This is a genomic window from Olsenella sp. Marseille-QA0557, assembly GCF_965119725.1.
GTDB lineage: Bacteria > Actinomycetota > Coriobacteriia > Coriobacteriales > Atopobiaceae > Coprovicinus > Coprovicinus avistercoris.
On the sequence record NZ_CBCPMI010000001.1, the window covers coordinates 713,332 to 733,330 of the forward strand.

The 19,999-nt window shown below is 49.9% G+C and carries 18 protein-coding genes; 4 read left to right on the plus strand and 14 right to left on the minus strand.

Annotation, left to right across the window (positions count from 1 at the left end; translation table 11 throughout):
- Positions 1-27: 27 nt before the first annotated feature.
- The 3 genes from ACQY6Y_RS03225 to ACQY6Y_RS03235 all read right to left on the minus strand — a co-directional run bounded on the left by ACQY6Y_RS03225 (position 28) and on the right by ACQY6Y_RS03235 (position 2,975).
- Positions 28-1,086, minus strand: coding sequence for a zinc-dependent dehydrogenase (locus tag ACQY6Y_RS03225; RefSeq protein ID WP_428378875.1), 1,059 nt, complete (start codon positions 1,084-1,086; stop codon positions 28-30).
- A gap of 53 nt (positions 1,087-1,139) precedes the next feature.
- Complete coding sequence (locus ACQY6Y_RS03230) at positions 1,140-2,165, minus strand: Gfo/Idh/MocA family oxidoreductase (protein ID WP_428378876.1); 1,026 nt, start codon at positions 2,163-2,165, stop codon at positions 1,140-1,142.
- A gap of 96 nt (positions 2,166-2,261) precedes the next feature.
- A complete protein-coding gene (locus tag ACQY6Y_RS03235) occupies positions 2,262-2,975 on the minus strand; it encodes a GntR family transcriptional regulator (protein WP_428378877.1) in 714 nt (237 codons plus the stop codon).
- A 164-nt stretch (positions 2,976-3,139) separates the two neighbouring features.
- Between ACQY6Y_RS03235 and deoC the strand changes: the two genes are divergently transcribed.
- A complete protein-coding gene (deoC, locus tag ACQY6Y_RS03240; RefSeq protein WP_428378878.1) occupies positions 3,140-3,850 on the plus strand; it encodes a deoxyribose-phosphate aldolase in 711 nt (236 codons plus the stop codon).
- A gap of 2 nt (positions 3,851-3,852) precedes the next feature.
- Positions 3,853-5,013, plus strand: coding sequence for a TIM barrel protein (locus ACQY6Y_RS03245; RefSeq protein ID WP_428378879.1), 1,161 nt, complete (start codon positions 3,853-3,855; stop codon positions 5,011-5,013).
- 72 nt (positions 5,014-5,085) lie between these two features.
- Here the strand turns inward: ACQY6Y_RS03245 and ACQY6Y_RS03250 are convergent, their stop codons facing one another.
- The 4 genes from ACQY6Y_RS03250 to ACQY6Y_RS03265 all read right to left on the minus strand — a co-directional run bounded on the left by ACQY6Y_RS03250 (position 5,086) and on the right by ACQY6Y_RS03265 (position 8,616).
- The gene (locus ACQY6Y_RS03250) at positions 5,086-6,441 is read right to left on the minus strand and encodes a zinc-ribbon domain-containing protein (RefSeq protein WP_428378880.1); all 1,356 of its coding nucleotides are present in this window, start codon (positions 6,439-6,441) and stop codon (positions 5,086-5,088) included.
- Positions 6,442-6,604: 163 nt separating this feature from the next.
- Positions 6,605-7,078: an IS200/IS605 family transposase gene (gene tnpA / locus ACQY6Y_RS03255; RefSeq protein WP_428378560.1), complete on the minus strand. Its 474-nt coding sequence runs from the start codon at positions 7,076-7,078 to the stop codon at positions 6,605-6,607.
- A gap of 191 nt (positions 7,079-7,269) precedes the next feature.
- Entirely contained in the window at positions 7,270-8,304 is a 1,035-nt protein-coding gene (locus ACQY6Y_RS03260; RefSeq protein WP_428378881.1) for a zinc-ribbon domain-containing protein, read from the minus strand.
- 165 nt (positions 8,305-8,469) lie between these two features.
- A complete protein-coding gene (locus ACQY6Y_RS03265; protein WP_428378882.1) occupies positions 8,470-8,616 on the minus strand; it encodes a hypothetical protein in 147 nt (48 codons plus the stop codon).
- Here ACQY6Y_RS03265 and ACQY6Y_RS03270 point away from each other — a divergent pair.
- Both ACQY6Y_RS03270 and ACQY6Y_RS03275 read left to right on the plus strand, forming a co-directional pair.
- The gene (locus ACQY6Y_RS03270; RefSeq protein WP_428378883.1) at positions 8,615-10,435 is read left to right on the plus strand and encodes a magnesium transporter; all 1,821 of its coding nucleotides are present in this window, start codon (positions 8,615-8,617) and stop codon (positions 10,433-10,435) included. The two genes, ACQY6Y_RS03265 and ACQY6Y_RS03270, sit on opposite strands and share 2 nt — an antisense overlap.
- 117 nt (positions 10,436-10,552) lie before the next feature.
- Entirely contained in the window at positions 10,553-11,758 is a 1,206-nt protein-coding gene (locus tag ACQY6Y_RS03275) for an Nramp family divalent metal transporter (protein WP_428379943.1), read from the plus strand.
- Here the strand turns inward: ACQY6Y_RS03275 and ACQY6Y_RS03280 are convergent.
- From ACQY6Y_RS03280 to ACQY6Y_RS03310, 7 genes are all read right to left on the minus strand, one after another.
- Positions 11,744-13,222: a polysaccharide deacetylase family protein gene (locus ACQY6Y_RS03280; RefSeq protein WP_428378884.1), complete on the minus strand. Its 1,479-nt coding sequence runs from the start codon at positions 13,220-13,222 to the stop codon at positions 11,744-11,746. The genes ACQY6Y_RS03275 and ACQY6Y_RS03280 overlap by 15 nt on opposite strands.
- A gap of 35 nt (positions 13,223-13,257) precedes the next feature.
- Positions 13,258-14,325: a PRC-barrel domain-containing protein gene (locus ACQY6Y_RS03285; RefSeq protein ID WP_428378885.1), complete on the minus strand. Its 1,068-nt coding sequence runs from the start codon at positions 14,323-14,325 to the stop codon at positions 13,258-13,260.
- Between the two features lie 86 nt (positions 14,326-14,411).
- On the minus strand, positions 14,412-14,876 hold the full coding sequence (locus tag ACQY6Y_RS03290; RefSeq protein WP_428378886.1) for a YtxH domain-containing protein: 465 nt from the start codon (positions 14,874-14,876) through the stop codon (positions 14,412-14,414).
- Positions 14,877-15,001: 125 nt separating this feature from the next.
- On the minus strand, positions 15,002-15,574 hold the full coding sequence (locus tag ACQY6Y_RS03295; protein ID WP_428378887.1) for a cyanophycin synthetase family protein: 573 nt from the start codon (positions 15,572-15,574) through the stop codon (positions 15,002-15,004).
- Positions 15,575-15,647: 73 nt separating this feature from the next.
- Positions 15,648-17,057 (minus strand): hemolysin family protein, encoded by a 1,410-nt coding sequence (locus ACQY6Y_RS03300; protein ID WP_428378888.1) that lies wholly within the window; start codon positions 17,055-17,057, stop codon positions 15,648-15,650.
- A gap of 265 nt (positions 17,058-17,322) precedes the next feature.
- Positions 17,323-18,504, minus strand: a complete 1,182-nt coding sequence (locus tag ACQY6Y_RS03305) for a DUF362 domain-containing protein (protein WP_428378890.1) — start codon at positions 18,502-18,504, stop codon at positions 17,323-17,325.
- A 249-nt stretch (positions 18,505-18,753) separates the two neighbouring features.
- On the minus strand, positions 18,754-19,935 hold the full coding sequence (locus ACQY6Y_RS03310) for an FprA family A-type flavoprotein (protein ID WP_428378891.1): 1,182 nt from the start codon (positions 19,933-19,935) through the stop codon (positions 18,754-18,756).
- Positions 19,936-19,999: the final 64 nt, after the last annotated feature.

Below are 19,999 nucleotides of genomic sequence, written 5' to 3' on the forward strand. Positions count from 1 at the left end.
CCATGACATTTAGCTTGGATTTTATAGCTACACGCTCATTTCAAATACGCACTTTAAGCCTGCGCCCATTGCAGCTGCTTCAAAAGCTTCCTCATATTGGTCGAGGGTAAAGCGATGAGTGACCAAGCGCTCAAGCGGCAACCTTCCACTAGCAACCAGTTTGAGACAGGTGCGGTACTGACGAATACTGGATCGTGTGGATCCAAATATTCTAAGCTGCTTGTAGTGAATTTGGTTTGCATCAATAGAGACATGTGAACGGTCCTTTGGTAATCCACCAAAGAAGAGACACCTTCCGTTCATTGCCATGTATGAAAAAGACTCTGCTTGAGCTTCTGGAGAAGGCGCTGCAACAATACTTACATTTGCACCATGACCATCGGTGAGCTCCATGACCTGGTCGCACAGATTTCCACCAGGAAGTGCAGCCACATCGGGCATGAGCTGAGATGCCTGCGCAACGCGCTTCTCATTGAAATCGCAAATTGCGACAATACCGGCCCCTTTTGCTTGAGCAAGCATGGCATGCATAATGCCGATGGGTCCAGCACCCACCACCACAACGGTATCTCCTGGCTCAATGCCGCAAATCTCTTGTCCGTTGTAAACACACGAGAGCGGTTCAATAAGAGCAGCTTCTTCAAAAGACATTTCATTCGGCACAATTGCAACATTGCCCTGCGAGAGTGCCGCAGCTGGAACCCGCACATATTCGGCAAAACCACCTGGCGCATTGATGCCAAATGCTTGATATGTTGCACAGAGATGTGTATTGCCCGAGACACACGCATCGCACGTTCCACAGCCCCAGTTAGGAGCAACGCTTACTCGTGCTCCAGGAATAAGATTGGGCGCAGCCGCCAATGCCGCATCATCGATTTTCTCGATAACACCAGCAAACTCATGGCCTAAAGTAAGAGGCGTTTCCGGTGTAGCTCCTGGATACCCATTGCGAAACATGCGGACATCGGATCCACAGATTGATGCAGCCCGCACACGAATGAGCGCTTCTCCTGGTCCGATTTCCGGCTTTTCCACCTCCGATAACATGAGAGATTCACTGCCAGTAAGCTGTATCGCCTTCATTCACACCCATCTCCCTCACGGCACATACGAATTTTTTATTTACGCAGAATTTCTTACGCTCTTGAGTCATCCACCACTACTCGATTTTCGAGTAACGACTGCAAACCCATATTGACAAGACGCACCGCCATAAGGCCATCATGCCCGGTAGCTGCCGGTTCTTCATCTCTTACAATTGCATCGATAAAAGCTTGGTCTTCTCGCTGATATGCTTCGCGGAATAGATACGTCCAGCTATTGTTCATAGGACGACGTACCTGGCCATCTGAACCAGTTACTACAAACGTTTCACGTGGTTGTTGGCCAACAAGAATCGAACCTTCTGTACCAAGCACTTCAACGCGCGCATCGTAGCCATACTGCACATATTGCGCACCGTCTACCAATCCAAGCTTTCCATCATCAAAGGTCAGACTCATCGTCACGGTGTCATACCACTCAGGGAATTCGTCGGCTACCTCCGGAGAGCGGAAATTACCTCCTTGTGCAAAAATGCTCCGAACCTCTGAGCCTGCAAACCAGCGCAGCGTATCTAAATCATGCGAGTTAACTTCTCCGATAGGCCCGTAGCTCTCGCGCACGTTATACATCCATGGCTTTGGATGAGAAGGGCCGCGAGTAAGCGATTTCACCAGCACAACGTCACCAATTTGGCCTTCGTCAATGGCGCGACGAGCATGTTGCAAACTCTCATCAAAGCGGCGCATAAAACCCAGTTGCAGTTTAGTGCCGTTCTTATCACAAGCGGCAATCATCTCTTCGCACTCAGCTTCAGAAGCTGCCATGGGTTTCTCGCAGAATACATGCTTGCCAGCCTCTGCAGCCGTGACCACTATGTCGCGATGCATAGCCGTAGGCGTTACCACCACAACTGCATCTATCTTGGGGTTTTCAATGGCCTCGTGCCAATCTGCATACACATGCTCAACGCCGAGTTCTGCCTGGGCATTTTCGCGAGCCTGCTCCGAGGGATCGGCAATTGCATACAGACGCGCTCCTCGAACCCCTCCGGCATAATCGCGTGCATGAATCATGCCTGCACGTCCACAACCTATTACACAAACTTGTATTGGAGCCATCATTCTCCCTTCAGAGTCCCTGACAAAAGGTCTTAGGCGCATTACATCCTTACTTATTCGCGATAAATTGCAAATATGTAATATAAATCTCACTCGTTAGGAATTGATTCGAACCTCGAATGTATTGGATTCACCGCGGTACTTCGCTATTGAATACTCAACAACACGGTCTGCTGCATCCTTTGCGACGGTGTGGAACAGGAAACAAGGATCGCCCTCTTCAACATCAAGCAGTGCGGCAAGTGTTGGATCTGCACCCACAACATCTATCGATCGAACAGCTGATACCACCTTTTCTCCCAGCTCATTGAGGACGTCATACATAGAACGCGATTGGAAATCATACGTATCAAACGTCGGGACAAGAGCTGCTGGAATATAGCTTTCATTAAAGACATTGGGCACATCGTCGGCATACCGAAGGCGAACCAGCTTAAACACTTCATCACGTGGATCAATCTCAAGACGACGAGCCACCTCATCGGATGGGTTTTCGCGCCTCAGTGCCAACACTTCGGTCCGTCCGATCTTGCGATTTGCTTTCATTTCCTCTTCAAAGCTGCGGATTGTAAGCGTAAAACCTTGCTCGATTTTTCGCTGTCGCACTTGAGTTCCGCGCTTGCGGCGTTTATCCAAATACCCCTCGTCGGCAAGAGCTTGCACGGCCTGACGAACCGTAGGCCGGCTTACGCCATACGTTTCTGCCAGTTCCACCTCCGATGGAATAACCTCGCCAACAGCATATTCGCCCTGCTCAATCTTGGTCCGAAGGTCATTTCTTATCTTTGCGTAAAGCGGAGTCCTCGCCATAGACGCTTCTTTCTTTCGATGTACTACGCCGAATAAGCCTGTTTCTTTTGCAATGAGCTTGTTCATTGATTCATTACCTATTATTATGTCATTACATTATCAACATCTTGACAGTATCGTCAATCAATGAGGCGCATAATATCCGCCAAACAAAGGGAGGCTCTATGGCACGCTGGACACTCGATGATTTTGCACGCCTGATAGATCACACCAATCTGCATGCCGATGCTACAGAAGCAGACATGGTTAAGCTCTGTGACGAGGCAAAGCGCTATCACTTTAAGATGGTCGCTATCAATCAAACACAGTCAGCGTTCTGTGCGAAGCAATTAGAAGGTACTGATATTGATACGGGTGCCGCCATTGCATTCCCGCTCGGACAGACAAGCATTGCTGCCAAGGCCTTTGAGACACGCGATGCCATCGAGCAGGGTGCTAATGAAATTGACTATGTAGTTAACCTCACCGAGGTAAAAGAGGGTCATTGGGATTACGTAGAAAAAGAGATGGAAAGCATTGTTGCCATCTGTCGTGAAGCCAATATCCCCAGCAAGGTTATTTTTGAAAACTGCTATCTCACAGACGAAGAGAAAATCAAGCTCTGCGAGATTGCCCGTACCGTTGAGCCAACCTTTATTAAAACCTCAACAGGCTTTGGCACTGGTGGAGCAACAGTAGAGGATGTTCGCCTCATGAAAGAGCATGTAGGCGATAAGGTCCAGGTAAAGGCAGCCGGCGGCATCAGAACTGCCGAAGCATTTCTCGATATGATTCGCGCAGGCGCCACACGTATTGGCTGTTCGGCAGGCGTTAGCATCATCGAGGAGCTTCGTCAGATGATGGCCGAGCAAGGTGTTGACGCTCTGGAGGTATAACCATGGCAGATGCAGTCTCTTATCCCCGCATTTATCTCACGTGGGATAACGTTGCTTTTTACAAACGTTGGTGCACGCCAGACGAATGGGCCGAGAAGATCGCGGATCTGAACATTCGATATGTTGAAGCAAGCGCAGATAATGAGCACGATCCCCTCTTTATGGGGCAAGACTATTTCCATGCCTGGATAGGTCAAGTTCGTGATGCGGAGCGCCGGCACGATATCCGAGTCGCAAATCTTTATTCAGGCCATGGTACCTACTCAACCCTGGGCATGACGCATCCAGATGCTCGCGTGCGCGAAAACATGATGAACAATTGGTTCTATCCCATGGTAGAAGCCGCGGGAGAACTTGGCTGTGGCATGGGATTCTTCGCGCATGCATTTCCGCATCGTGTCCTGCAGTCTCAAGCCACATACAGCGAATACGTTGACTTACTTGTCGAACAGTTAGTTCAACTTAATCGCCACGCAGGAGAGGTAGGGTGCCGAGAGCTTGGTCTGGAGCAGATGTATACACCGCACCAATACCCGTGGCGTATTAACGATACTCGTGAGCTGCTGCGCCGCGTAACTCAGGAGAGCGGACGTAATTTCTACTTCACGGAAGATGTAGGACATCATCAGCGCAAATTCCAACGCCCTTCTGAGGGCCAATACCTCACAACACCGTATCCCGATCTGTGGCTTGGATCAGACAAGGCCTTTGCCCTTGCACGCGAACGCGGCATTTCTGCCTGGCCCTCAATCGAAGAGGATATGGATAAGAACCCACAGCTGTTTGCCAGTGCCAAAGACTGCGACTGCTATCAGTGGCTCTCTGAACTTGGCTGCTATAGCCCCATCATCCATCTCCAACAGACAGACGGACAAACCTCAGCTCACATTTCGTTCACTGAGAAAACAAACGCTTGGGGAATCATCAATCCTCTCAAAGTGCTTTCTGCGCTCAAAGCCAGCTATGACAGACCAATCGATCCAGGCATGCCGGATCGCTGTACAGACATTTATCTCACGCTTGAGCTTTATTCCGGTACCGCCTCAATTATCGAACAGGATTGGGTTGGATTCGAGGAGAGCGCCCGTTACTGGAGAAACGCCATTCCAGAAGATGGCCTTCCACTTGATGAACTTGTCGCACGGCTTTCAGCCAAAGCTTAGGCGTCGTTTTATCCGCAATGAGGCCGCGCAGCAATGCACGGCCTCATTTTTTGATAAGAAATGTCTAACGTTTTATTCAGATGCTACGTAAGTTTTCTCCTCGCTACCATCAAAGGACATGCCCCAAACCTCGTATCCAAGGCTTGCAACATCGCCGCCACCGTTGAGAATAATCATGTGGTCTCCAGCGTTAAGCAGCATGACATTGAAGCCATCTGCTGGAAAATCGACCTGCGATGTTTCACCATTTCCGGAAAGTGGAACTGCCACCATGTAAGAAGGTGTCATCGCATAGCCTTCTGAATTGTCGTAAGCAATAAGATAGGCTTTATCGTCAGCATACATACCAATATACACGCCGGTTTGTGCAGGAGCTTCATAGAGCCGCTGCACATCAGACCCGTCCACTGCTACCGAGACGAGCTTCTGATAATTGATCGTAGAATTACTCTCTTCGAAGTACAGACGACCGTCTTTATATGCAAGAGCAGAGATCGTACCAATGTCGCTCTCATATATTACAGACATATTCGAACCATCGAGGTCCTGTGCATAAATCGTGCTCTTAGATTGGGCTGAGCTGGAAGAATCAGTGGGAGTGGCTGCATAGTAGATACGATCGGGGGTTAGGACAAAATATGCATAGCCATCCACCTGAACTTCGCCGAGTTCTTCAATATCAGACCCGTCTTCGTTCATGCTAACAACCTGATAAACAACCCCGTTAACATCAGACGCATTGTTCGTTATCAGAACATAGAGTTTGCTGTCGAAAAGGTATACCGCTGAAACATTGTAATTTGCGTCATCCACATCTACTGTTTCAAATTCATGGATCGTCTCTGCATCAGATCCATCTGTACGGACACGCACGAGCTTCTGCGTTTGTTTGCCTGAGTTATCGTAGTCATAGGTAAACTCGCAGAAGTAAAGCCAGCCATCATCAATATTGAGAAATGACGCATAAGAATACGAATGTTCATCAATCGTTATTGGATAGATAGTCTCTGTTTCAGAGCTATCGCCATTCCACTTTGCCCGGCAAATGCCTCCGCCTCGATAACTAATAAAGTAATCGTAGTCGTTATCAGAAACGCCGTAGCCATATCCAACAGAAATATTTGAGCTGTAGTTTCCCTGCGTGTGACCAGGCTCTTCAGACACAGCACCGGTTCCACCACGCAATAGACCAGCAATGGGGCCGATGCCCATAAACCCAAGCACTGCAAAAGCACCAATTACAACAACCAGCACCCCAACGATTGCTATTGGAATAAGAGGGAACTTACGTGGTGGATTTACATGAGGTGTGTTCAGCTGCGATTGATCATGGGTTGTATCCTGAGAAGTCTCTGGCATGTGGCAGCCACATTTAGGGCAGAATTTTGCACCATCGGCAACTTGAAATCCGCACTTTGGACAAAACATGAGCAGATCACACCCTTAATCAAAACCACCCGCACAGCGGGTGGTTTGCTCTTAGGGTATAACCCTAGGGTCCCAGGCCAGGGGCTCAAGCCCCCGGCCTGAACTGACGTTCAGGCCCGATAGCCCCTTGACTCGTGGCGGGCCGGTCAAACCGGCGGCGCGCCTAACCCTCCTTCTGCGGGCCCCTCGCGAAGGGATCCTCGTACTCCTTGACGCTCAGCCTGTCCTGGGCAATATCGGCGCGCTCCTGCTCGCGTATGTACTTCGCGATCGTGGCCTCGTTGAGGCCTACAGTGGAGACGTAGTAGCCCTCCGCCCAGAACTTCCTGTTCCCGAACTTGTACTTGAGGTTCGCGTGTCTGTCGAACATGAGTAGCGAACTCTTCCCTTTAAGGTAGCCCATAAAGCTCGACACGCTGATCTTGGGCGGGATGCTGACCAGCATGTGCACGTGGTCCGGCATCAGGTGCCCCTCTATGATCTCGACCCCCTTCCACTGGCACAGCTGCCTGAGAATCTCCCCCAGGTCCTTGCGGTATTGGTTGTAGATGACCTTCCTTCTATACTTTGGTGCGAACACGATGTGGTACTTGCAGAGCCACTTCGTGTGCGCAAGGCTGTTGGCCTTCTGGGCCACGGCAATCACCTTCCCCTCGGGGCCGGCGACCTGAACAATCACCATGCTAGAGGGGAAGGCATTTCGTTGCATAGCACCAAGTACTGTCCACCCGCACAGCGGGTGGTTTTCTATGCCGCGCGTACTGCGCGGCACGGACTAAAGTCCATGAACAAAAAAGACCTGCTTCAGAGAAGCAGGTCTTTATCACACTAAATCAGCTTGGTTCCGCATTTGAGGCAGAACTTATCGTTCGCGCCGACCTCTGCGCCACAGTTTGGACACGTAGGTGTCGTAGGCTTCTCAGCCGATACTTCCTCGGGCTCTGCTGGAGCAGCCTCCGTAGCATGTCCGCAATACATGCAGAACTTATCATTCGGACCAAGCGGAGCACCACAGTGAGGACATGTCTTGTAATCCGGAGCTGCTGGTGCCTCAGGCTCGGCTACAGGTTCGGGCGTTGCTTCAGACTCGACTGCAGGCTCAGGAACACTTTCAGGCTCTGTATCAGGTTCTGGAGCAAGCTCGGAGGCTTCCTCAGGCTCGGCCACAGGATCAGCTTCGTTCTCGGGCTCTACTGTTTCGGTTATCTCCTCCACTACCACTGTCTCTACAACCGGTTCTGGCTCAGGAACAAGGGTTTCTGAAACCGCAACGGGTTCAGGCAGAGGCATTTCTGGTTCCGTGGATACTGGAGCTTCCTCTGGTGCTGGTGCGGCCTCTGCTTTTGGCTCTTCACGATGACCACAATTCATGCAGAACAAGTCATTCTCGCCCATAGGAGCACCGCAATTTGAGCACACGCGCGTCCCAGCCGGTGCGGCAGCTGGTGCTGGAGCAGCAGAAACACCTGCAGCAGCCTTAATTTGATCAATAGGCGTACCGCATCCCGAGCAGAATAAGTCGGTTGCTGAAACCATGGCACCACAATTAGGACAACGAAAGCGCTGAGCAGAGGCGGTTTCTGCAGCCTGTGCTGCTTTAATCTCTGCGATAGAAGCCTCAATCTGAGCACGCTGAGCATCTACGGCAGCAATGCCATCATAGATTGCCTCGCGGCCAACCCTAAACTCAGCATTGTCTTTTGTGATTTCATACAAGCTTGCGCCGAGCTGAGCTGCCAAATTCTGACGCTGTTTGAGCAGATCTTTTAACTGCATATTGAGTTGGGCAGTCTGCGTTGAACGCCCCACCGCATTGACCCCACGGTTAAGAGAAGCTTGGAAATTATCGAAAATACCGCTCATAAGCTGGTCCCCTCTCGTGCTGGCACTGCCAGAATATAGCGACCTGTAGGGATTTATCGCAATAATCTTCGTCCATAATACGACAGATAATGTGTTCTTCGCACCATATCTCTACGCTAAGCGAGTACAATGCTTCCGCGTAGATAAGAACTGCACAAGTTCTTATCAGCTGTTGTCTATAAGAAGGGCTTTTGATGAAACCTCGACCGCACAGTCATTAGCCCCCACGGCGTGCTTTAAGTTGCGCCCAGGGGGCGTAACTACTGCATCATGCTGCGCTGTCATGCAGCCATAGGTGTTAGGAGCACGCATGATTTACCTCTCCCAGATCTTGGGCATTCCTGTGCTGGATGCCGAAGGTGAACGAATTGGTGTTGTCAACGACCTCGGCATTGCAACGCGTGAGGTGTTTCCCCGAGTAACCTCACTCGCTTTTCAAGGTCCTGGTAAAACACCTTTTATGATCTCATGGCGCAAGTACGTTGCTTCTTTCGATGAGAATGAAGTGCGTCTTTCAGTTCCTGCCACCGATATTCGCTTCTCGTATCTCCAGCCTGACGAAGTTCTTATCGCTCGTGACCTGCTTAACAAGCAGATTGTTGATACTCGCGGCATGCGTGTTGTGCGCGTAAACGACCTTAAACTTTCTGATACCAGCTCTTCTCAGCTCCGTCTCCTTGGAGCAGAGGTTGGTATTCGTGGTATTTTACGTGCAATTTCTCCAGCACTTGAACGTCTTGTCATGCGTTGTGCTCATGCTCTTGGCAACGACATTCCTGAGAAAATAATCGCCTGGAACTACATGGATCTTCTTGATCGAGATCTATCCCAGGTACGCCTTTCTATCTCACACCAAACACTGGACGATCTACACCCAGCTGATATTGCCGACATTATTGAGCAGCTGGACCCTCGCCTTCGCGGACAAGTCTTTGCTCAGCTCGATGACACACAAGCCGCAGAAACTATGGCAGAGCTCGACGATGATGAGATGGCTGCCAAAATCATGGGGGATATGGATCCGGGCGACGCTTCGCGCATGCTCTCAGAAATGGATCCAGATGACGCTGCTGAGCTTGTAGGCGAGCTTGATTACGAAAAGGCCGAGCGCCTATTGCGCCTTATGGGTATTAAGGAGCAGCGTGCTGTTCGTCAGCTTTTAGGTTATAAAGACGATACAGCCGGCCGTATTATGACCTCTGAGTTTGTCGCTATGAAGCGCAGCGCAACGGTTGCAGATGCGGCTGCTCGCATCTCCTCGCTCGACGATGACTTTGAACCAGTGAATTATGTATATCTCACCAATGAGGACGGCCGCCTTGATGGAGTGGTGACTGTTCGCCGCCTTTTTATAGCCCAAAAGGACGAGTGTTTGGGAGATTTGGACAACGGCGAAGATCTCATCGTGGCCAATCCTGATGACGATCAGGAAGATGTAGCAGAAAATATTGCTAAGTACAACCTGCTTGCAGTGCCTGTTGTCGATGAGAACCACAAGATTCTCGGCATTGTTACCGTCGACGATGCACTTGATGTTCTCGAAGAGGAACACGAGGAAGACCTTCATATTGCCGGAGGCTCTTCAAGCGATAGCTCTTCTCGTGAGAAGAGCGGCGAGGTTAAGCGTCTTTTTCGTCGTCAGATGTGGTTCTTTTTCTGGATTGTTATGGCCGGTATTATGGCAATTACACTTGGCGCCGAAGTGGGAATGGCATGTGCTTTTGCAGCGCCGGTTGCCCTTCTCGTCTCCGATGAGATGGCAAGCTATGTAACAGCATTTTTTATTGAACACGACCCAGATGATGAAGATGCTCCATCGCCTTTGGGATTTGCTATTCGCGGAATCGGACTCGGCCTGCTTTGGGCAGCAGTCGTTCTCCTGGTTTCTCTTGCAGGCATAGGGCTTATAGGAGCCCACGTTGCCACGCAACCGCTCGTAGCAAGCTTTGAGGCAGCTGCAGGGGCCACACTCTTTTCTTTTGCTACTTCCCCCGCATACCTTATGGTCCTTCGCCACAGAGATGAAGAGGGCCAAGAAACAAGCGGAGTAGCACTGAGGGCTGTTGCGCTCATGTGTTCAGCCTTGGTATTTATGGTGCTTGTCATAGTTCTTAGTGGAGGCTTGAGATAAGTCGTGAGACGTCTAAGAGCTTGGAAAAACCTGCGGACAGTACATGTTGTTGGAGCCAACCCGCCCGCACAGGCCAACAAAACTGCCAAAGAACACCGTCGTCTTACAGCGGCCGCCATTGCAGGAGCACTCGGGCCGGGCTTGCTTACTGCGCTTGCCGGTATGGATGCGGGCGGTATTGCAACCTTTTCTAATGCTGGCGCATCTTTTGGCTACGACATGCTTTGGTCAATTCCAGTTATGTGCCTGCTTCTTATTGTTGTGCAAGAAACCTCTGCTCGCATGGGCTGTGTAACCGGCAAAGGTTTTGCTTCGCTTATACGTGAGCAGTTTGGCGTAAGAAAAAGCGCGCTCGCGATGCTCGCCCTTATCATTTCAAACACCGCGGTAACCCTTTCGGAATTTGCAGGTATTGCTAGTGGTATGCAGCTTTTTGGGGTACCCGCAGCAATTAGCGTTCCTATTGCAGCAATTGCTTCATGGCTTTTATCTATGGGAGGATCATATCGTCGAGTTGAACGTGTCCTGCTTGCCATATCCTGCGTTTTTATTACGTATGTTGTCGCAGCATTTCTCGTGGCTCCCAACTGGCAAGACGTCATGCTCGCAACGGTGTTTCCGCATCCCAATCTCTCCGCTAGCTACGTAAGCTTGTTGGTGGCAAACATTGGTACCACCATTTCTCCCTACATGATCTTTATGTGTGAGAGCAATGTTGTAGAGAAAGCCGCCGATGCTGACGATATTCCACTTCAACGCATTGATACCGTAAGTGGAGCTCTTGTTGCTCAAGCTATCGCATGGTTCATTGTTGTTTGTACCGGCAGCGTGCTTTTTCCCGCCGGCATTGCCGTAAATTCTGCCGCAGATGCTGCGCAGGCTCTCGTTCCGTTAGCAGGTCCTTATGCAGAAGTACTTTTTGGCGTTGGCCTCGTTGGCGCTTCATTTTTAGCAGCATGTGTTCTGCCTACTATCACCTCTGGCGCCGTATGCGAGGCCTTTGGCTGGGAGCGAGGTCAGGACAGAACGTGGTCAGAAGCTCCTGTGTATCGCGGCATGATTACAGGCATAACAGCACTATCGGCACTTGTGGTGCTTATCCCTGGCATCGATCTGTTTAGCATCATGATGATTGCACAGGTAGTTAATGGTGTTTTACTACCTGTGCTGCTCGTTTTTATGGTGCGTATCGCCTCAGATCGTCACGTTATGGGCGCCTATGCCAATGGACGACTTTGGAAATTCCTCACCTGGTTTATTGTTGTGATGGTGGCTGTACTCGCTGTTGTCATGTTCCTATCGCAGCTCTTAGGCTTCGCTTGATAACTCTGTGGGCCACACAGCGTCTTCAGGCATGGGAGCATTGCAAGAGGCCACATCGCTTGGAATATCGGGATCGCTCTTCATGAGATCGGAAACGGTTACAAAGGTGTAGCCTTCTTCATGCAGCTTATCGATTATCTTTGGCAATGCCTCAAGATCTTGATCGCGGTTTCCACCACCATCATGCATGAGGATGATATAGCCCGACTGAATTCCTTCAGTGCTGTTTGAAACAATCGTATCTACTCCAGGCCGCTTCCAATCGAGTGAGTCCATATTCCAAATGACTGAAGCACTCATGGTGCCTTGCGAAGCAAGCCATACAGAAGAGTCAATAGCGCCATATGGTGGACGCATTGTCGTTGTTTTTACACCAGAGGCGTTCTCAATCTCCGTAAATGCTGTTGTTATTTCTGAAAGGGTTGCATCAGCGGAAATGGCATTGAGCTGTTGGTGAGACTGCGTATGGCTGCAGATTTGGCTTCCAGAATCTGCGATCTTTTTTGCAAGTTCTGGATAAGACTCAACATTTTCTCCCAAGAGGAAGAACGTTCCGACAGCGTCATGCTCTTTCAAGATTTCTAGATAACGCTCGGTATAGTCACTCGGACCATCGTCAAAGGTGAGTGCTACCAGTTTTTGTCCATCAGCGGGCTCAACATTTTTCGTAGTGATAACGCAGTCTTGGCCCTCTTCCAATATGTCGCCATCGCAGGTCTCGCCAGATACTTTGCCCGTAAGGACTTCTTTGCGCTCAACTTTGCCCCACTGTGAGACATAGGTAACATTGCCCCACGTACCTTCAAAACGCATTTTTGGCTGTACTTCTTGTTCGGTTACGTCAAAGTCTTCTGTTCGATCTTTACCGGTATCAAACGAAATCTTCTCGCCGCCGTTGATTTTGTATCCGGTTGCATCGTTGTAAGAGATCTCGTTATCGTTTACTTTGACAGACCAGGGGTCGCCTTTTCCCTCTTCAAGTACATTGCCAGAAACACTTACGAAGTTGCCGGCATCTTCTTGGAGACCCTCATCGTTATAAATAGCTTCAAGCGTCGTACCTACGTTATAGGTGCGGCGTGAGTCATTAACAAAAATCTCGACGGGCCTATGCATCCAAGCAAATATGCCACCAGCAACAATTACGATAAGCACCGCCACTAAGATAATTACCACACGTGGCGAAGTCTTCTTTTTGGTAGGACGCCCTTGCTGTCTAGGACGCTTCTGATATGAGTAGCTCTGCAAGGCGGTATTACCATTGAGTGTCTCAAAATGTTGATAGTCAGGCGTTTGCTGAGAGGCACCACTATGTGGCGCTGTATGAGCATCATGATTTGCAGTATTCGCCCTACTATGACGCGAGGGACTATACGGGCGGACAGTCGACCCTTCATGGCGCGGATGAGGGCGCGGAACGTCTCTTCGAGAACGTGAATAATGCGAACCGTTGTGCGTTGTCATTACATGTTCCTAACAGCAGTGCGTAACTCTCTTATCTATGAGCTGCTTTTATCAAATTCCTCTTTAAAAGCAGCGAACATGCCTTTTGTCTTGGCAATTTGACGCCCCATCTTATGAGCAACGTCATTTTTTGACGTCTTCTTAGAGGTGTGCGTCTTACTCTTTGTGGCCTTAGTTGATTTAGTAACCTTGACCTTACTCGACCCATTTTTGCGGTTCCGCGCTTTTTTATCAACACCAACTGGTGAATACGTGGAAGTAGTGTGTTTACTACCTGAAATGCCTGAACTATCTTTTGATGCACTTTGGGTGGAACCATCGGTAAGTGAGCGATCCGCACCACCCAATACTGTTGCATCTTCAATAGGAATCTCAGCTACTTCAGGGTCTTCTTGCGTGGCTTCGCGCACCTTTCGACGAACATGGCCAATAGCACGACCGAGCGAGCGCGAGCCCTTATCAACAGCTTCACCTGCAACTTGAGCAGCCTTTTTACCAACATCCTGTGCAGAAGAACGTGCTTTTGCAGCTGCTTCACCAGCCTTTTCTGCCATACCGCCAGAAGGGGTGAGGTGGGCCGCATCGTTTTTTACCACCATATAGCCCTGAGAGTAGCCCATGATTAAATCAGGGGTTAGAACCAATGACCCAACCAGAGCGTTCGCAACATTGCCATCGGAAACATACACTTCTCCAACACGCCCAGAATGCGCATTGAATGAGATATCGGTTACATACCCCAGTTCTTTACCAGCGCGAGTACGAACATCCATGCCATTCCAGATAATGCATGCATCCCAATCAAGGCCAAGACGCTCACGTGCACGGTCATCAAATGAGTCTTTGCCTCGAGTGCACACGATACCTTCGTCTGAGATGGCAATAGCATCAATCGCAATAAATAGGTCTTCTCGCTTTATCATTCCCGCCACGTCAGGACGTTTCACAAGAAACCCTACTACTGTCATGCCATCCGGTGAAAAGACAACGTTATGCACTTTTCCCAGCGATACCACACGGCCAGCCTCTCCCGTTTTATCGCTACGACGAGAAGATCGTTGCTCAAGAACTGGCACCTTCATTACTTGACTGAGCTTAAGCATGGATTTTTGCCTCTCCACCAAAAAAGAAGCGGGCACCGCCTCCAGAGACGATGCCCGCTACGGTTGTTGCACTAATAAGACATGAACTATTCAGCAGACTGCTCTGGCTGATCGGCAGTGTCATCCTGATCAGACACAGGCTCAACGCGTGCATCCTGAGCAGCTACGCTACCAGCATCCGCAGCAGCGCCCATCTGGTCTGCAACGGAAGAAACGGCGTTCTGAACCTGAGCAGAAGCAGCGGCAACACTGTTGGAAAGTGAAGAGCGAACCTTATCCATGCGCTCGCGAGCTGCATCTACCTTGGCGCGCAATTCATCGGTGGTAGCATCCATCTGGGGACGAATATCCGCAATCTTTGAACTTACAACTCGAGCGCCGTTTTCATAGGTATCTACTGCTGCATCCCAGGCATCGTTCATTGCATCAGCTGCCATTGCACGACTCTCGGCACCAGAACGAGGTGCAAGCAACATGCCTGCAACCGCACCGACAGCTGCACCAAAGACTGCACCAAAGACAAAACCCAGGGCGGTTCCGTTTTGACTCATAAAAACTCCTCCCCAACCCACGGTATAAAGCTACGTGGCGTTTTATGGAACGCGTACCAATCTTGTGGCGGATTATACCCTCTTAAAGCAAACCAATACGCGAACCCGCTCAACGGAAGTCAGCTTCACTCATCCTCAGTATTTGTCGTATCTTCTGCTTCGTCTGAACCGGCTTCTGATTCAGCTTCTTCAGTATCTGAAGATTCCTCGGGTTGCTCTGATAAAGATGCTACTAGCTGGGCCAATCCTTGTGCTGTTGCATCTACATTGGGCTCAGGCTCATCAGGGTCATTGGCAAAAGCCCACTGCATCATCCATTCAGCAGACGAAAGAGCACCGATAGTAAGAACATCGTCCGGGCAGTCGAGCTGAACCTCAAAGGTTCGGCCATCCCCATCTTCTACTTCACGAGTACGGCCACATGAAATATCGCCGCCAATACCAGAGCGAGCCATAAGCTCTACCGCAACATGTTCAAACAGATGGGGGAGCTCTGTCGAAGGCATTGCGTCTTTGAAGGTTGAACCCTCATCGCCCAAACACACATGGTCGCAAATCTCAGGCATGAGATTATATATACGCGTGGTACCTATAAGGTCCTGATCGGTCGTAAGTGGAGCATCGTCAGCCACGCGAACTCGAGCAGTAACATACCTCGGTCCAACAGATACTTTTTGAATGTCCAAGATCTCAGGCATAGGTGCCACCTCCTTGTCGTCTGCAAATCTCCGTAAACACCAGAGCTTTTACGAGCAGCTTACTCGATTTCCATTATGCGTCTTTATCACTTCCGTGATGACTTCTTTTCGTCTTACCACTATCTGACGAAGATTCTTCATCACCTGAATGGTCCTTATCAGATGCATCAGAACCCTCGCTCTTATCTTCATCCGAAACCTGCTCCGGCGCTGTAACGCGCAACATTGCGATTCGCCTGCCACGCACCGACTGAACACGGAATTTATAACCATCCATGGTGATAACTTCGCCGGGTTCGGGCAGTGAGTCGGCCTGATCGAGAACAAAACCGGCAATAGTTTCAAATTCTTCTGAGTCCTCAATTGGCCATCCAAGTTCAATGGCGTCATCAATTGAGAAACGACCATCCACCAGCCATTCGCGCTCAGACAGCTGGGTGAGGTATTTATTGTCCGGATCGAATTCGTCCTCAATCTCACCAACTATCTCTTCGACAATATCCTCTACGGTAATAACACCCGCTGTTCCGCCGTATTCATCAACGACAATAACCATCTGGTCGTGGCTTGACTTCATTTCAGAAAGCAGCGGAATAATGTCTTTTGTATCGGGCACGAAGTCTGCTTCACGTGCAAGAGTGCCAACCGGATCTTCCGCAGCATCCTCGTCCAAAATAGCGCCGATCAGATCCTTGATATGAGCAATTCCAACAATGCGATCGACATCTCCATGATAGACCGGAATACGTGAATAGCCGGTACGGCGCATGATGGCCAAGACCTCTGAGCAGGTCTGTACGTCTTCAACAGCCGTCATATCAACGCGTGGAACCATAACCTCACGAGCGATCGTGTCACCCAGATCAATAACGTCGTGAATCATGTTCTTCTCGGCGTCGGTTAAATCATCGGAGTCGGTAACCAAATAGCGGATTTCGTCCTCCGACACGTCCTGACGATCGTCAGCGCTCTTGATACCAAGAAGCTTGGCAAGGCCTGCAGCACTTGCGCTTGTAAGCCATACCAATGGACTTACTACCTTTGAAAAGGTGGTAAGAAAGCCTGCAACTGATTTCGATACATTTTCCGCGTTCGAAAGAGCAATGCGCTTAGGTACAAGCTCACCGATAACAATGGAAACGTATGAAACGATAATCGTCACTATTGAAGGTGCTGCGGCATAACAAATGTCCTCAGGCGCTCCAAGCGAAGTTGCCCAAGCAGCTAATGGATCGGAGAGCGTGGTGGATGCCACCATCGCTGAGAAGAAGCCTACCAGGGTAATTGCAATCTGTATGGCAGCAAGAAACTGACCGGAATCACTTGCGAGCTTGAGCGCAGCCTTGGCTTTTTTATCGCCCTCCTCAGCATCATGCTCAAGAATTGCGCGCTTTGCGGCAACCAACGCCGATTCGCTCATGGAAAAATAGCCATTTGCAAGCGTTAATAAAAACGTGAGAACAAGGCTCATGACAACGTCCATGCCGACACCCCCTCTCGAACACTCACAGCAAACGACCTCTTGCCGCTGCTTTGATGACTACGAGAGGTGGGACTGTGATAGTCCCCTGCGTCGCTCTTGGCGCCCATATGCTCCTCACACCTAATAAATGAATAGAACTGCCCAGCCAATAGGTTAGACAGTTCTCTATTATAGCGCGCTCACGCAAAGACACGCGAGAATATGGAGATGTGTAGAGTCCGTATTGAAGCGCACGAAACTGAAGTCTCGTGCGCCTTTACTGTTTCTAGATGCGGATAAGCTCGTATGAACTTGAGCCCAAGCCGATCTTCTCAGCATGCTCAATGCAGCTCTTCCAGTCGGTATCGGGATGCGTAATGTAGAAATGATCGTGCTCATGAGCCTCATCCAGCTCACCTGCCGCCTCGAGTTCCTCTCGGCTTTCTGTGAGGACGGTGTTGGGCAGGGGCGGCTGAGCCATAACAGCATCGATGCACGCCTGATCGATAGCAACCGGGTCAAAGCTGGCAAACATACCAATATCACCAACAATGGGCGTGTCATTTTCATCATGACAATCGCAGTTGGGTGAAACATCAATGGCCAAAGAAATGTGGAAGCAGGGTCGGCCATCAACTACAGCCTTGGTGTACTCGGCAATCTTGTAGTTGAGCACCTGTACTGCCGCGTCAAAATCTGGGGAGATGGCGTCTTGGTTGCATACGGCGATACAACGACCACAACCCACACAACGATTGTGATCGATACTTGCAACACTCACCGTACGGGTACGCCCAGCTGCGTTTGTATACTCGCGCGTTTCATTAAATGAGAAGGCCCCATGTGCGCAGATTTTCTCGCACTGATGGCATCCGATGCAGAGGGATTGGTCAACGCTTGGCTTACCTGCAGCGTGTTGCTCCATCTTTCCGGCACGAGAACCACCGCCCATGCCGAGATTTTTCATTGCGCCACCAAAGCCTGCCTGCTCATGGCCCTTAAAGTGCGTGAGGCTGATGACAATATCGGCATCCATGAGAGCACGGCCGATTTTGGCATTCTCGACGTATTCTCCGCCAACAACGGGAACTTCTACCTCATCTAAGCCTTTAATGCCGTCGGCAATGATGGTGTGGCATCCGGTTTGAAATGGATTAAAGCCGTTTTGATAGGCGCTATCCAGATGATCCAGGCCATTCTTACGACCACCAACGTAAAGCGTGTTGCAGTCTGTAATAAAAGGCTTTCCACCAAGCTCGCGTACCACATCTACAATGGCGCGCGCATAATTTGGACGCAGATAAGCAAGATTGCCCGGCTCTCCAAGATGCATTTTGATGGCAACGAACTTATTTTCAAAATCAATCTGATCGATGCCAGCTGCATATACAAGTTTCTTGAGCTTGTCTGGCAGGTTGGTATGCCCGTGCGTGCGCAAGTCGGTGAAATATACCTTTGAAGGTTCCATAGCCTCTCCTTCTTGTAACGCATTGGGATACATCTGCAACATGAATACCAGCGCGCGCTCCCGCTGCGTGACTAAACGCCGCTGCTCAAGTGGGCTGCGGCCATGACTGACCCCTCCGTCAATCAATAAATAAATTATACAACGTCAATTATTGTTCATTAATGCCTTGTTATAACTGCCCCACAACAAAACGCGCGCAAGGCTTTTGCCCTGCGCGCAGTCTGTCGTAAATCCATATGTTCTCAGTTCTTATTGAGCATTCTCAATCATCGTGCGAACTGTTTGTTGGATACCATCAAGCACCTCTTGGCTCGGAATCCAATTCTGAGTCAGTGTGTCCACGGGAAGCTGGAAACCACATTCCTCCAACATCTTACCGACATTCTTAGGACCAAGCGGCGCCCAACCATAGCTACCAAAGGCAAGGCCAACGCGCTGATCGTTCTTCGGAGACAATCCGCGCATATAGGTTAGGAAACCTGCAACGGTAGGAAGCATCTGAGAGTTAAGCGTGGGGGAACCGATGCAAATATACTTGGCATCGAGGAACTCAGTCATGATGTCAGACTCGTGACGACGCTTAAGGTCGACATACTGCGCCGGCACGCCTTCCTCAATAAAGGCTTCGCAGATAGCCTTTGCCATCTTTGCTGTGGACTCCCACATCGAGTCATACACAATAAGGGCTTTTTCCTCTACCTTGCCCGAAGTAAAGTCCTCATAGGCTGCAAGAATATCTGGAATGTGCTCAGTCCAGATCACGCCATGTGAAGGTGCGATTACCTCAAGATCCAGGCCCTTTACTACCTCAAGGGCTTTGCTGGCCTGCATGCTGTAAGGCTGAACGATGTTCGCATAATACTTGCGAGCCTGGTGCATAACTTCGCTCATATCATTCTCAACATCAAAGCGCTTGGATGACGCGAAGTGCTGGCCAAAGGCATCATTCGAGAAGAGGATCTTATCCTCTGGGCAGTACGTAACCATGTTGTCTGGCCAGTGAACCATAGGCGTCTGAACAAAGGTAAGTGTACGACGGCCAATGGAGATAGAATCTCCCGTCTTAACACCGATTGCCTCAATACCATAGTGAGCAGCAATACCCTTTACACCCTGTGGGTTTGAAGCGTAAATCTGAGCCTGTGGAGCAATCTCGTGAATGCGCGGAAGAGCACCCGAGTGATCCATTTCCACATGGTTGGTGATAACAACATCAATCTTGGAAGGATCTACGATCTGAGAAATGCGCTGGATGAGCTCATCTGCAAACTTGGGTTTAACCGTATCGATAAGCGTGATCTTCTCATCCATGATGAGATAGGCGTTATACGTAATGCCTGCTTCAGTGGTGTATCCGTGGAACATGCGTTCGTTCCAATCAATACCACCAACCCACCAGATGTCAGGCTTAACCTCACGTGCCGTAAGCATGTGTGTTTCCTCCTTATTGTAACTACGAGCTCGCACTGCCTCACACCGTTTTGGCAGTGCTTCT

Bases quoted from the DNA above. Each gene is read 5' to 3' on its own strand.
- ACQY6Y_RS03225 (WP_428378875.1), bottom strand. From the start codon at position 1,086: ATGAAGGCGATACAGCTTACTGGCAGTGAATCTCTCATGTTATCGGAG.
- ACQY6Y_RS03230 (WP_428378876.1), bottom strand. From the start codon at position 2,165: ATGGCTCCAATACAAGTTTGTGTAATAGGTTGTGGACGTGCAGGCATG.
- ACQY6Y_RS03235 (WP_428378877.1), bottom strand. From the start codon at position 2,975: ATGGCGAGGACTCCGCTTTACGCAAAGATAAGAAATGACCTTCGGACC.
- deoC (WP_428378878.1), top strand. From the start codon at position 3,140: ATGGCACGCTGGACACTCGATGATTTTGCACGCCTGATAGATCACACC.
- ACQY6Y_RS03245 (WP_428378879.1), top strand. From the start codon at position 3,853: ATGGCAGATGCAGTCTCTTATCCCCGCATTTATCTCACGTGGGATAAC.
- ACQY6Y_RS03250 (WP_428378880.1), bottom strand. From the start codon at position 6,441: ATGTTTTGTCCAAAGTGCGGATTTCAAGTTGCCGATGGTGCAAAATTC.
- ACQY6Y_RS03260 (WP_428378881.1), bottom strand. From the start codon at position 8,304: ATGAGCGGTATTTTCGATAATTTCCAAGCTTCTCTTAACCGTGGGGTC.
- ACQY6Y_RS03270 (WP_428378883.1), top strand. From the start codon at position 8,615: ATGATTTACCTCTCCCAGATCTTGGGCATTCCTGTGCTGGATGCCGAA.
- ACQY6Y_RS03265 (WP_428378882.1), bottom strand. From the start codon at position 8,616: ATGCGTGCTCCTAACACCTATGGCTGCATGACAGCGCAGCATGATGCA.
- ACQY6Y_RS03280 (WP_428378884.1), bottom strand. From the start codon at position 13,222: ATGACAACGCACAACGGTTCGCATTATTCACGTTCTCGAAGAGACGTT.
- ACQY6Y_RS03285 (WP_428378885.1), bottom strand. From the start codon at position 14,325: ATGCTTAAGCTCAGTCAAGTAATGAAGGTGCCAGTTCTTGAGCAACGA.
- ACQY6Y_RS03290 (WP_428378886.1), bottom strand. From the start codon at position 14,876: ATGAGTCAAAACGGAACCGCCCTGGGTTTTGTCTTTGGTGCAGTCTTT.
- ACQY6Y_RS03295 (WP_428378887.1), bottom strand. From the start codon at position 15,574: ATGCCTGAGATCTTGGACATTCAAAAAGTATCTGTTGGACCGAGGTAT.
- ACQY6Y_RS03300 (WP_428378888.1), bottom strand. From the start codon at position 17,057: ATGGACGTTGTCATGAGCCTTGTTCTCACGTTTTTATTAACGCTTGCA.
- ACQY6Y_RS03305 (WP_428378890.1), bottom strand. From the start codon at position 18,504: ATGGAACCTTCAAAGGTATATTTCACCGACTTGCGCACGCACGGGCAT.
- ACQY6Y_RS03310 (WP_428378891.1), bottom strand. From the start codon at position 19,935: ATGCTTACGGCACGTGAGGTTAAGCCTGACATCTGGTGGGTTGGTGGT.